General features: G+C 53.4%; 11 protein-coding genes and 1 pseudogene. 2 read left to right on the forward strand and 10 right to left on the reverse strand.

Translation table 11 applies throughout. The annotated features are described in order from the left end of the window. Positions 1 to 10: 10 nt before the first annotated feature. A pseudogene (locus CC94_RS23015) lies at positions 11 to 852 on the reverse strand (IS5 family transposase). A gap of 204 nt (positions 853 to 1,056) precedes the next feature. Further along, positions 1,057 to 1,935, reverse strand: a complete 879-nt coding sequence (locus tag CC94_RS0110080) for an IS982 family transposase (RefSeq protein WP_005369466.1) — start codon at positions 1,933 to 1,935, stop codon at positions 1,057 to 1,059. Positions 1,936 to 2,372: 437 nt separating this feature from the next. Between CC94_RS0110080 and CC94_RS21435 the strand changes: the two genes are divergently transcribed. Then, positions 2,373 to 2,750: a hypothetical protein gene (locus CC94_RS21435; RefSeq protein WP_245549455.1), complete on the forward strand. Its 378-nt coding sequence runs from the start codon at positions 2,373 to 2,375 to the stop codon at positions 2,748 to 2,750. A 15-nt stretch (positions 2,751 to 2,765) separates the two neighbouring features. On the opposite strand, the gene CC94_RS0110090 is transcribed toward CC94_RS21435, so the two are convergent. The 4 genes from CC94_RS0110090 to CC94_RS0110100 are packed head-to-tail and all read right to left on the reverse strand — an operon-like array spanning position 2,766 to position 8,394. Continuing rightward, the gene (locus tag CC94_RS0110090) at positions 2,766 to 5,963 is read right to left on the reverse strand and encodes a conjugal transfer protein TraG N-terminal domain-containing protein (protein ID WP_031430706.1); all 3,198 of its coding nucleotides are present in this window, start codon (positions 5,961 to 5,963) and stop codon (positions 2,766 to 2,768) included. Positions 5,964 to 6,002: 39 nt separating this feature from the next. Continuing rightward, the gene (locus CC94_RS25475; protein WP_245619732.1) at positions 6,003 to 6,647 is read right to left on the reverse strand and encodes a conjugal transfer protein TraH; all 645 of its coding nucleotides are present in this window, start codon (positions 6,645 to 6,647) and stop codon (positions 6,003 to 6,005) included. Further along, the gene (locus tag CC94_RS25480; protein ID WP_245619733.1) at positions 6,644 to 7,441 is read right to left on the reverse strand and encodes a conjugal transfer protein TraH; all 798 of its coding nucleotides are present in this window, start codon (positions 7,439 to 7,441) and stop codon (positions 6,644 to 6,646) included. The genes CC94_RS25475 and CC94_RS25480 overlap by 4 nt, the downstream gene beginning before the upstream one ends. Further along, entirely contained in the window at positions 7,438 to 8,394 is a 957-nt protein-coding gene (locus tag CC94_RS0110100) for a conjugal transfer protein TraF (RefSeq protein WP_245619803.1), read from the reverse strand. The genes CC94_RS25480 and CC94_RS0110100 overlap by 4 nt, the downstream gene beginning before the upstream one ends. Before the next feature lie 493 nt (positions 8,395 to 8,887). On the opposite strand from CC94_RS0110100, the gene mobI reads away from it, so the two are divergent. Then, entirely contained in the window at positions 8,888 to 9,394 is a 507-nt protein-coding gene (gene mobI / locus CC94_RS0110105; RefSeq protein WP_031430708.1) for a conjugative transfer protein MobI(A/C), read from the forward strand. A gap of 233 nt (positions 9,395 to 9,627) precedes the next feature. Here the strand turns inward: mobI and CC94_RS23720 are convergent, their stop codons facing one another. The 4 genes from CC94_RS23720 to CC94_RS0110120 form a co-directional block, all read right to left on the reverse strand. Further along, the gene (locus CC94_RS23720; protein ID WP_157203414.1) at positions 9,628 to 9,942 is read right to left on the reverse strand and encodes a hypothetical protein; all 315 of its coding nucleotides are present in this window, start codon (positions 9,940 to 9,942) and stop codon (positions 9,628 to 9,630) included. A 9-nt stretch (positions 9,943 to 9,951) separates the two neighbouring features. Then, the gene (locus CC94_RS0110110; RefSeq protein WP_031430709.1) at positions 9,952 to 10,248 is read right to left on the reverse strand and encodes a hypothetical protein; all 297 of its coding nucleotides are present in this window, start codon (positions 10,246 to 10,248) and stop codon (positions 9,952 to 9,954) included. Between the two features lie 945 nt (positions 10,249 to 11,193). After that, complete coding sequence (gene trfA / locus CC94_RS0110115) at positions 11,194 to 12,069, reverse strand: plasmid replication initiator TrfA (protein WP_031430711.1); 876 nt, start codon at positions 12,067 to 12,069, stop codon at positions 11,194 to 11,196. A 43-nt stretch (positions 12,070 to 12,112) separates the two neighbouring features. Then, positions 12,113 to 12,661 (reverse strand): hypothetical protein, encoded by a 549-nt coding sequence (locus CC94_RS0110120; protein ID WP_245619734.1) that lies wholly within the window; start codon positions 12,659 to 12,661, stop codon positions 12,113 to 12,115.

Genomic DNA, 12,661 nt, shown 5'->3' on the forward strand with positions numbered 1-12,661 from the left:
CGTCATTGCACTAAGAGCCTATCCCAATAGCTCCGAAGCGCCAGGTGATGAGGCCGCAGGCTAAGTGGAGCATGGACAAATAAGACGCCGCATGTTTCTCCCCGCGGATTAGGATCCGGCGAAACCGATTCATCCCGTTGGGGGTGCGCTCCACGATCCAACGCCGTGCCTTAAAGTCGGCCTCGCGCTTGAGGGACTGCGCTTCTTCACCGCGTACCCCGGATAGGCGCCGTATAACCGAACGCCTCCGCCAACTCGCGAATTTCCTCATAGTCGTAGCCTTTGTCCTGGCAGCGGTTTTTCGGTGGCTCAGGTGTCGGTTCGGGGCGCGGGATAACAATCGCCGCCCCGGTGGCACGCGTCAACTTCATGTCATTCCGGTTCGCGCCGTCAATCACCTCACTGACCAGCAGTCCCGCCGCGTCGGTCAATAGGTTTCGCTTGACGCCTTGCTTGCCGCGATCGGTGGGATTGCGCCCGACTTTTTTCCGCCTCCGCGAGCGGGGGTTTGCTCATCGCTCCATCCAGAGACAACCACGATCAATCCACTCCTTTCAGTCCGTCATAGGCCAATAGCCCTTCCTGCCAGAAGGCTTAAAAGACGCCGGCCTAGGTCCATTCCAGAAAGCGCCGATGCGCCGAGCTGCTGGAACAGAGGCCGGTGGCGTTTAGCGCATTCCATGGGCAGCCGGTGCGCAGCACGAACAAGATCGCGTTCATCGCCTGCCGATCCGGAACGCGAGGATTGTGGCAGCCCAAATGATGGGACTTACGGGGCGGCAACAAAGGCTCCATCCGCCCCCATAAGGCATCCGAAAGCCGCCAGCCATCGTCTTTTATCGCTAATCCCATACTGTATACTTCTTCAACAATCGTTTCAGTTTTAGAGGTCTCTTGCCAGACCGAGGTTCCTACTGAGATAGGCTCCTACCGTGCTATTGATGCGGCGGGCGACACTGCCTATGCTAATGCTTCTGTAAGCAAGCTTCATAACCATATGGCAATAGGCTTAGGCTATAGTTCCAATCCTAATTAACCTGAGTTCGGGATAAGCCATTATGTCTGAGGTACCAGATTCACTTTAAGTAATGAGAGCGTGGGTTTGTTATCGCACAGGCAGTAAGCGATGATGCCAGACATCAGGTTAACGACGAAGTTGCCCACCGAACGATGGCGGGTGTGTTCAATCTGACACAAGTTTTTCAATTCGTCAAAGACCGTCTCGATCAAAGCGCGTCGGCGCAGGATGGCTTTTTCAAAGTCGGTGCGGGGCACAGGTTTCATATTCTTTCTGAGTGGGGTAATGAGCTGGATCCCCAGCCCGGCCAGGGTTTCAGTCAGCTCTTTGCTCAGATAGCCTTTGTCGGCGAACAGCTGGCCGAAGAGCCCTTGGCATAACTCCGGCATGGGCTTACGATCGTCGACATTGCCGGGTGTCAGTTTGAGGCCGATCAGCTGGCCTTTCGAATTGATGATCGCATGGAGCTTCAAGCCATAGAACCAAGCCCATCGAGGTCTTGCCGCGCTGAGCAAGCCCTGGAAGACCTGGTGGCGCCGAATGCGCCGGTTATCGCAGACCGCTAACGCGGTGGCATCGGCAATAGAAATCCCGTCACATTCGCCCTTGAACAATATGAACAAGGCGGCCAGCGGCACCACGCAGCGGGGCAGGAATTCGACGCAACGGGGATAACTGGGGAGTCTGGGAAATTCGGCGCGCAGATGGCGGCAGACATAGCCCAGGTAGGAGGACTTGAGCTGGCGGATGCGCAACTGATGAAACAGAATGGACAGCGTCATTAACTCCGATAGACTCAAGGTGCTGGGCCGCTGGCGCCGTTTCGCCCCGCTCGCTAACAGATGGCGTTTCCATGGCGGCTCAAACACCCGGCAAAAATCGTCGATCAGACAAAAAAGTTCGGTTAAACTGTCCATGAGCGCATCCCGATTCCCTTCAGATTAGTTTGCTAAACAGAATCTTACGCGAAAAAGGAGGTGCCTCTCTCAAGATTTTCTTATCCCGAACTCAGGTTATTCATACTAATCTTGGAAGTCGTCAGGTCAAGGCCAAAGTTTTATAGATATTGGCAACTGAGTCTATATGAAGTACTATAGACAGTATTGAGTTCTATTGGAGGCTCATCATGCCCTCATTCTCATCTCCTTCAAGCCATATCAAACTATCCCCCCGTCCTCTACCAGCTGACTCGGTAAAAGCTAGCTTTGCCGGCCAGCATAGCACTGTCAATTGCAATGTTTGTAACAGGACCATGGTACCTCGGGTGATCAGTTATTATGGCCAGCCGTTACGGTCCATTTGTCCCTTTTGTGGCGCGACCTTCAGTAAATTTCCCAGCGGATTGCAGCGACTGATGCAGCGTTTTCAAACGCGCCGCTTGTCGTTTGCTGCCTTTGCATGGATGGTAGTTCTAGCGTTAGGCTTTGGCTTGCTCTGGTGGGTGAGTGATTGGGCAATCTTACCCGTAAATCTAACCTTTATCGCGGCATTAGGAAGCGTCGGATTTGGTCTATTGGCCTTGGCTGAACTGTTTGTACAGGGCGTGGAACATCTCGCCGCCAGACTGTCTCACGAGAGCACTTATTATTGGACTGGATTGATTTTAATAGCACTGATCATTGCCAACCAACGGGATTTTATGATCAATTACTGGCTGATGCTCTTTTCCATCGTCCTTCTGATACGTTGGGTTGTTGTTGGCAGTATGCGCATGCTGATTAGAAACAAGTAGCAGTCGGATCGATTATTAATCGCTCACCCGTCCGCGTGCCCGATTGAAGTTACCAATCTGATCGATCAGATCCTTTCGGTTCTGCCCGGCCGCACTGCGTAGCAAATTTGCGATATTGTTGCCGTCGATGTCGCCTTCTTCCTCAAGCAGTTTTTGTTTTGCCTGCCCCAAGCTGCCATTGTCTTCACCGCCGACGGCAATTCCGGCAAAGGCCTCGAACATGGCGGCGCGATAATAGGCTTGTTGGCTCGGCGTCAGTTTGTCGGCTACTTCATTGACTCGGTGATCGGCCCAGATTTGTGAAGCTTGTTCAAACCCGGAAGACGACTCTGATGCGGCGAATTTAAGCGCATCCCAGTAATCCGCGCCTGTCGAAAGCGCCTCTTGAAAGCTTCCGGTAAATTGGTGGATAGCCTCACTGCTGGCAGCACCGACAGCTTCAATTGTTTTAGCCGTATCATAGAGACTGCCGCCCAGCATGTTGTATGACCACTCCGCAGCTGATGGCGTATTGTTGGCGGCAGCTGCTAACGCGTTTCTAAAATGTTCGGCTTTGAGTTGCCTCATCTCGTCAACCCCGGCATTCGTCTGTTGATCCAAACGCTCGAGGCTCTGCTGATGATCGGCCGCAATCGACTTTTGACCAGCCGCCATCCGGCCACCTGTCGTGTTGATCTGGCTTTGTGCTCGGTGAGTAGCGGCTTCAGCTTCGGGTCGAGGATCAGCCAGGTCTGCGCGTTCAACCAGAGTTTGAGCCGCACCGAAGATGGGTGTCTGGGATTTCAGGTTTTCGTTTTTCCCTGAATTCCAGTCAGCGTCCGATGTTGGCGCATGAAACGCATAGCCCAGTAACTGGTAACCCGCAATTTCCGCACTACGCGACTGTTGACTATCCAAGGTTCGATAGCGGGGTGAGGAAAAGCCGGTTAACAAGGACATGCCTGCCGCCGCATAGGCCTGATCGCTATTGGCCATCCAACCGACCGATTTCCATTGCGAAGCCAATCGTTGCGCATCTCCGCGAAGGCCATACTGATCCAGCGCTTGATCCAGTCGTTCCATCAAGGCGCCGTCACTGGCCAGCCGCAATCCGGTCTCCGCAGCGCCAAAGCTGGCCTGGGCCCCGAAGCGTTGCCCGGCGGAGACCGTTTGTTGATAGGTTTCCGAGGCGAAAACGGCATCGGTTGCACTGTGTTGTAACGATGATAGCGATTGGTTTTGCAAGCCCAGCGAGGCCACGTTACGGATGCCGGATTGTGCGTCCAGAGCCAAACTTTTCGCAAGCCCGGCCTGATAACCTTTACTGTCCATCACCGTTTGCGCTATGTCCGCGGCGATCGAATCGAATTTATCCTGGCCGACTTTAAAATCGTTCTGTAACCGCCCTGAAATGGCGGCGCCCAAGGCTTCTTCGGACAATTTGGCGCCGGCATTCGCGCTGCCGGCCACCAATGCGGAGAAGTGATCCGCTGAAATGCCCGTATCGCTATGCTTCTTGGCAAACGATTCACCGTACTGCCGGTTATAGGCATCGGTCTGGCTGGTGCTGCTGGCGATCTGCTGGCCCAGGGAATGGCTGTCAAACGCATCGCTGGTGATACTGTGGGTTTTTGAAGCCGTCGCCGATACGTTGTGCATGAAGCTACTCGTGGCTTGTTCGGATGCCTGGGAGGCGGACGCCACGGCCGCGTTAAGGTCACGTCCTGCGGAAAAGGTCGGCAAGACTTTGTCGCTTCCGCTCATAGTGACCGCCGACAGGGGGCTGTACTGATGCAATGGTTGAGCGTTCAATAGCGGTCCGGGACTGACTACATCCGGGGTGGCGATTTTCTCGTTGACATAATCGCCGCCGTCCATCCGTCCCAGAAAATGCGTGGCGGTCACGGCGCCGCGATAAATCAGCATCAAGGTGATGGCCGGTGTCGAGGCCGCCAACATGCCGCCAATCGACAGCCATTGCTGTAATTCCATATCGAGCTGGTAAATGCCCATCATCGACGGCAGATTGTAATTGGCAGAAGTCAACGCCGCCATTTTGCCGGCTGCCGACATATTGATGAACAAATTCACCACCGCGAGAATCGGCATCCACAACTGGATCCAGAGCAGCATGGAAAAGTAACCGATGTTCATCCGCAATCCCACACTGCCGAACAGCACCACGAACGCCATGATCGGCGCAATCGCATAGCTCAGGCCTTCGATAAACGCCATCATGGGCCGGACAATCCTGGAGAACAAAGTCTGTTCCGCCGCCCATTGAGTATTGCGCTGCTGGATGGCTTGTTCGATCATCGAGGCTTTGGTCCAGTGCATCGCATCCTCATGCCGGCCGATGACGCCTTTTTCAAACATCGGCAAGATCGCCGACATCAACATATAATCGGCCGCATGGATGACACCGGGACCGGCCAGGGCATCGAAGGCCTCCTGAATTTTCGGCACAGTATCGCTCGCCGCGGCGACGCCCAAGGTCTGCTGCAACAGATTTTCCAGGGAGGTAGCGAAAGCGCCATTCGCCACCACGCCCAAATCCGCCCAGGCATCGGTGCAGGTTTTGGTTTGCGGCTGGCCGCCGACATAGATTTCGGTCATGTAAATGTCGGAGTCAAACCGAAGCGCATTGAGGGGATCGGCATCGCGTAAAATGGCGTCGACCGATTTCAGATTCAAATCCACGCCGGTCAGGGTGCATTCCCGGACATAATTGGCAAAGGACGTTTCCATGTCGCTGCCGGCATTGGGGGCATTGGCGGCGCCCAAGCCGACCCGGGAGAGCAGGTTCCTGCGAACCGCGGTCAAGGTTTGCAAACTATCGGCAAAACCATGGCCGGTCATCGAGGGCAGGGCAAAGGCCTGTTCAAACAGGCGGGTCGACCGATAACCCATATTCGACATGACGCTGCCGACGACGGCCGGCCCCAACGGCACGTGGTCGACCACGACCACACTGCCGGTATAAGCATCTTCAATCGTGACCTTGACGGAGGGCGCGTACAGCATCAGCCACAAGACATACGCCAAAAATAGGTCCTGATAGCGAAGTCCCCGGCCATCCCATTGCAGTAAAGCCCGCAGCATGATGATGATCACGCCGATCAAGCCGCCCACGCCGGCGGCGGTCCGGTAATCGCCGGTTCCGGAAATCATCGCGACCGCATTTAACACGGCTTGCAGGTAGGCCGAATCACCGACGGAGAAGATTTCGAACATAAGTGTCCTGACTGTGGAATGAGCTGAGAATGGGAATGGCTATGGGCTCGGCCACGCCGGAGCGGAAGCCGGGAGCTGAGCCACACTGCCATATTGGCGCGGTTTGACGGTATTCATCAGTTGCTGGTAAAACGCCATCAGGGTTTGCGGATTGCCATAACGACCGGCGATGGTGACATATTCGTCCTGGATCTGTTCGCGGGCGTCCTTCAGGGCATCCATCAGCAGCTTGGCATAGGCATGATCGTTGATCTGTGCGGCCGTTTGCACCGCACTCAGTAAATCGTTGACGATCAGCTGCGCCAGTTCCAAGGCAATCACCGGCGCGGCTTCTTCGGCCCAGAGTTTGGCAATCCCGGCATCTTCACGGGCCAGATTGTGGATCATGCCGCCGATGGCATCCGGTACGGTTTGCATGAAAGCCTGTTCGGTGGCGGTGATTTGTCCCTGGTTGGTCGAAAATTTAACGATCAGGCCATTGCCGTTGCTGGCCGAGCCCAGCAAGATCTCCATGACCCGTTGTTTGAGGCCGACCAGATTGATGTTCTGGGCCACCGGTTTCAGGCACTGGTCGGCGCCATGGCCATCCGAACAGCTGTACAATTTGACGGTTTGATAACTGTTGCCGGCATCGCTGCCGTAGATCAGGTCCTTGATGCGAAGAAGGGGTGGCGGCGCACTCACCGGAGTGTTTTCGCCCTTGCCGTCGGGAGCGGCTTGGGGGCATCGACAATGACGGTGCCGGAGATGCTCATCGCCGCTTCCAACAGGCTATTGCCGCCGAAGCGGAACCAGGCGCCGGCATTCTGATTGATCAACGCCCGCCAAACCAGATTGCCCTGGATTTTTTGCGCCATGTCATTGGGCGCGTTTTGTTTGACCTGCTGAACCGGATCGCCCAGCGTACTGGTGTTGGTCCAGCTGGAAAACACATCGCTGATGCCCTGGGTGAATGAGACATTGGACAGATTGGTTTTACTCTGCAGATCGAACGCCTTGACGGTATCGTTGACCATGCCCTGCGCCAGTCGACAGGAGTTACTGAACATCTGGTTCAGTTCCTGGATTTTCTTTTGCAGATCGGTCATTACCGAAGCGCACCACGGACACATGGCCCCGATCGCCAGTTGAAATGCATAGCCGGCGGCATTGGCGGCGATATTCCGCAGCAATTGCACGAACTGGTTGTAATTGATGAAGCTGAAGCTGCCGGCGAACAGATCGATTCCCCCGCACCCGGCGCTGAACGAAGGCGGTACGAAAGACACCAGATTGGTGTTGGTAATGCCGTTGCGAGCGACCAGACTGCCGCCGGTAATCACGCCCCGGCGTTGCCCCAGATGCGCGGTTGGCGCGGTGTAATTGGTCATCGTGCCGAACATGCTATCCATTTCCTGCTGCAAATCGGCATCAGCGGACCTCGAACTCAGTGTCAGCAGAAGAAACAATAGGGCTCGTTTACCCATCGGGCTGATCATGGGGTTCTCCCGTCTTGAGCACTGTGTTGCAGCGCTTGAATCAATGACAGCGGATCTGGCAGGCTGGCTGAGCTGATGCTCCCCGAAGTGGGTAACAGCCGCGGTGTGGAACGGATGCCCTGGATGGTTTCGTACTGTGCTGCATCCAGCCAACCCGATTCCTTGGCTGCCAGCAAAATGCGGCTGGTCAGTTCCTCCAGCGACAACGCACCCTGCGAGAGCGGCACGATTTGCCGGGGCGGTTTCATCAGGAAGAGGGCGGGTGTTTGTTCAACGCCCAGCATGGCGGCCTGGCCCTGATCGAGCTTGAAGATCCCAAACAGGCCATTCGGCATCGGCCGGCCATCCAGTGAGACCGGATAAATCTTAAAACCGTAGGCCTTTTCCAGCATGTTCAGAACCGGTGCCTGCACATGGCAATAAGGGCAATCGGAGCGGAAGAAAAATAAAATTCCGGCTTGGTCTGCGATGGCTTTCAAGGCGCGATCCGCCATGGCACTGGCCTGATGATTGGCTTCATTGGCGGCATAGGTCGCGACCGGACGGCGGACGGTTTCATCCAGCTGAGGATCGGACATCACCACATAGCGAGCCGTGTTGGTAAAACGCTCGGCTTTGTCCATCATCACCCGTTGCAGGTAATAAAACGCCGCAACGTTTTCATGCGTCGGCTCATCAATGGCCTTGTTGAGATAAGTCTCCATGTTTTTGCGCAGCCAGGCCGAGGTGAAGGGTTCTGGTTCCGCCGGGGTATTCGGCTTTGAGGGTGGCTCAGCGGTGATCGCGGATAAACTCGGAGGCGGTTGGGGCGGTTCGGGTTTGCGTTTCAACACCGGTTCCGGCTGGACTTCATACCAGAACCAACCGCGCTGCTTGTCCGTGAAATACGAAACGCCGGGCTCATCGATATCGGCGCTCCAGGCAGCATAGTCCTGGAACAATAGGGTCAACACGATCAATAAGACAGAGTTTCGGTTCATAGCCGAATTTTCCATCAGGCCAGTCCCACCCAGTCTTCAAAAGATTCTTGAAAGCGCCATGATTTGCAGTGGGGGAGGCGGGCAGCATGAACGGGGTTGCCGTAAAAAATCGCATGCTGGTTGATTTATTGCCGAAAGCTGGTTGGAACCTCTCCTAAAATCACGAGTAAGGCCTGACGTCTCTATTGGGGATGACGAGATTAAATCCCTAAGAAATGAGGGATTGCGATGCTCAGAATGCCCATCAAATTGAAGGCAAGTTCCTACATTAGGAATTTCTCGATCGTTGACCAAGTTTGGTCGATCCCCAAATCCCTAATGCAATAGGGATGGAATCTTCAAAATCCCGATAGGCGTGAAAGTCGTTTGGGTTGCTGGATGAACGCCAGAAACGCCATTGTTGGACCCATCAATCACCTAGGGATTTCAGGCCTAAATTCCTGTAGTTAAGTATTAGGGATCGTGAATGAAAAACGAACAAGCCAATGTGGACTTATCCATGTTGTCGGAGGAAGACGTGCTCGGCTGGATCGAGACGAAAGTGGATCAGCTTTACGCAGAGGCCAAGGTGTTGGTCGATGATTATTGGCGGCGATTGAAAGCGGAGCAGAACCAGCATGCGGCATCGGAAAAGGCCCGAATCGGGGTGCGTATTCGCCGTCGGGAATCTTGCCTGTCATTCAGTATCGAGTGGTTTCGGATGGCGATGATTCGTCAGCAGGGCCAAACCAAACCCATCGCCCACTATCTCAAAAAAGGGCCGGGTTATCATTACCCCATGGGGCGTCTCCTGCAAGGAGAACCCGAATGGGAGGCGGTGCTGATTGAAGAGTTGGAAACCGAATTTGCCGACATTCGCAAGCAGATCGATTTGCTGGGAAAAATTCGGGATGCCATACAGGGCTATCGCAAGGCCTCACGCTCAGGCTTCGATAGGCCTACTGAATCCATAGCCGTAATGGCTTGCATTTGAAATCGGTCGGGCTCGCAATCCATTTTCGTAGGCTCACATTAATTGCAAATTAAAACCACGCATCCAGGCTATTCAAAATTGACTCGATGCGGTGAGCTGATCGGCCTCTTACGTCTCGGGATAAACAACGAGTTGCTGCCTACTCACGAAAGCGGATAGGATGGCAAGAGCTAGCCCTCTTGCCGTCCTTTCTATGTTTCAAAGCCACCTCCTGTAGTGGCTCGCATTGAAAGTTATTTCCATTGCTTCCGAAGCGATCCAACGGTCGCATCCGAGCGCGCTTGGCGACCGCTTGGATAGATGATTTTTACGGAACCATGTGGCAATTTCAATATTTTTTCGATTGTTCTTATGATAGAAGGAATGGATGCATCTCGACGCGCATTACGCTGTCGACGTGCCGCGTCGGCTTTAACTTTGATAGGTTTCAATTCGGCGACTGCTTCACTTGGGTACATTACTTTTTCTGAAATAAGACCAGCATCTTTCAATACACGCGAAAAGTGCCGAATACCAATTACACGATGTTTCTTCAATAGATTGCTCATCAAATTCTCCTAGATCAATTCGTCAATTTGCGTTTCTGTGCCATCGAAACGCTCAATGTGCGGCCTAACGAGCCATACTCCACCCTTTCCGCCAGTGATTCCACGCACAGTGATCGCCAAAGGATCGTCAATGCCTTGGCTCTCACATAAGATGTTCCAACGGTTTTGAATGTCACGCCACGGCGTTTTAGTTATTTTGGCTACCCTGTACCAGGTATAAATCTGATTCCACGAAATAAATGTCATGCCGTTCAACAACAGCTCTTCAAGCTTGGAGTCTAACTGCACTTGTTGAAACATCTCCATTTAAAATCCCATAAAAAATTTAAGACGATCTTATTTTATTAAACATGCGCTAAATAATCAATGACAGTTTAAACATTTATTCGCCGCTACTGACATATCTATGGGCTTTCTTGTGCCTATACCTTTACGATACACTCGATTGAGGCGATATCCATGTACCAATAGGATCAATTCAGCATTTTTGAGACGAGCGAGTTCGAAGCCCTAGATCCTAATGAGACAGAATTGGGACTACACTACAGTTGCAAAAAAATTGAGCCCACGAAGATGCATTGCAAGCCCGAGCCCATGAATGCAAGCTCATTTGCAATTAATTCGAGCTGAAATTGGCGATAAATGAGCCCGACCGTTTTTAATTGGCCATTAACACCATTACACATAGCCACCTGGCCGCGTCTTTTTATTGTCCGACATGCCGGGAGTGGTCTGCATGTGCCTGTCCACTCCATGGTTCTTCTTGACTTCCCATCTGCTGTCTCTTCTTGGACTTGGAGAGCGACGCGAAGGTCGTGCCGTCGATCCATTGGAAGGTCAAGTCGACGCATCCAGTTTTAGGTAAGGATTGAATGAGGCTATTTCGTGCTTTGGGCAAACCGTACAGAGTTATCCACAGCCGTGTCTGCCTTATTATTTAGATTAAATAAAGATTATAAAAAGATTAGCATGAGAATTTTGGGCGTCTTCAAATTGTCTGTATGCCAGGTCAAGCAAGGGCTGCAGCGATTTTCAAAAATGGGCTTGGCGTCAGTCTAATGCCGTGTCAAACGTCAGTCGAATGCCGTGCTTTGCGTCGGCCTAATGCCGTGTGGAGTCAGCCGAATGCCGTTATCCCGTCGGCCGAATGCCGTGCCTCTGTCAGTCGAATGCCGTGTCAGCGTCGGCCGAATGCCGTATCCCAGGAACATTGACCGACCCAAAAGGGCGTCAGCCGTATGCCGTGCTTTTTCATCCCTGCTGTTTGCTGATGAGATGGCGTTGTTGGCTCGGGGTCGGGTTCTTTTTGATCTTGACCGCATCCTCGGCGATCGAAAAACTTTCGATCGCTCCGATGACAACCAGAGCTTCCAAGGCTTTACGCAATCTCAGCTTGAAGTCCCGAAGATTGGTTGTGCTGCTGCCGCTCAAACGATGAAGCGTGTCGACCTTCAGCGGATAAGGGGCAGCGTGGGAAGATAAAAAACCATGCAGCCACAGAGCCAGCGGCTGTTTGCGCAATTTGTGCCGCTGCTCGAATTGAATGTGGGTATAGCCGTCTTCAAACAGTCGCAGCATCGATTCGGTCAGCTCGACAATGTAGCGCTGGGTTGTCTCGTCTCGGTAATACCGTAGAAAGCCTTTTTCGCCGTAACTGTCGCGGCCCTGGAAGGTGATCTCGACAAAGGCTCCGCCCAAGCGGGCCATCGATTCTTTCAGCCATTCGTGCTGACTTTTGCCGGTACCTTTGCCGAGAGCGGTCAGCAGCGCATGGGCGCTGAAGGTGACGCTGAACCCCGGCAACTGTTGCCTGGACAGATGCACGATTTGCATCCAGACATCCAGATCCGACTGGATCAGTTGTATGCCCAGAAAACGGACTTCGATACCGTCTACCGACGCCAGCAAGGTACGTTTTTTGTAGGCAATGCGTTCTTTGCCCTGGATGCCGGCAAATAAGGCACTGCGTAAACAGGCATTGGGAGTGCCTCGCATCGTTGTCGGCCAACTGGGAATCGCCGTCAACGGTTCGACAACGCGCAGCTGAGCTTTTTTGCGCTTGACCAATTGTTCGAATCGGGCGGAAAGATCGTTGGGGTTGATGGGGTCCGAGTTTTGACCATTCATTTCTGAAGGTTCTGAGGGAGCGCGACAATTTTTCATCGTCGCCTCACTTCAACAGGCTCTTAGGGTTGCAGCCTTGTTTCAGGATGGTCTTAGGAACCGGTATGCGCTCGATGAGAGCGTGGTCTTCCGCTGTCATGTCGAGTTGGTGATGACAATACTTCCGCCAGGCGCGCTCGATGCCTTCCTTGTCACTTGAGTTTGAAGATGTAACGGTTTTGTTGTCGACACCAGGCTTAATTGACGATAAGTCTGAGTCGGATGACGAAATCGGAATCGGATTATCGATCTGCCGGACGACATGCTCGATCGACGCCGACCGTAATGCCGCGCCACCGAGTTCACCACCTTGCCAGGCATGATCGAGGCGCCAGGGCAGTTCAGATGGATCATTGGGTAACAGCGACGCGATCACAGCCTCGCTCACCTCTGCCGATGGGGCATGATGAGCGCAACCCGTGCTCAACAGTGAGTTTATGAGGAGGAAGGAGGGCAGGGATTTCGATTTCATGGTGGCTCCGGGATGATTTGAAAAATCACCACCGTAGAAGTAATCAAGCGTTGCATTAACGTAAAAGATTGGGCTTTTTGACAT

Source organism: Methylomicrobium agile, assembly GCF_000733855.1.
In the GTDB taxonomy this organism is placed as follows: domain Bacteria; phylum Pseudomonadota; class Gammaproteobacteria; order Methylococcales; family Methylomonadaceae; genus Methylomicrobium; species Methylomicrobium agile.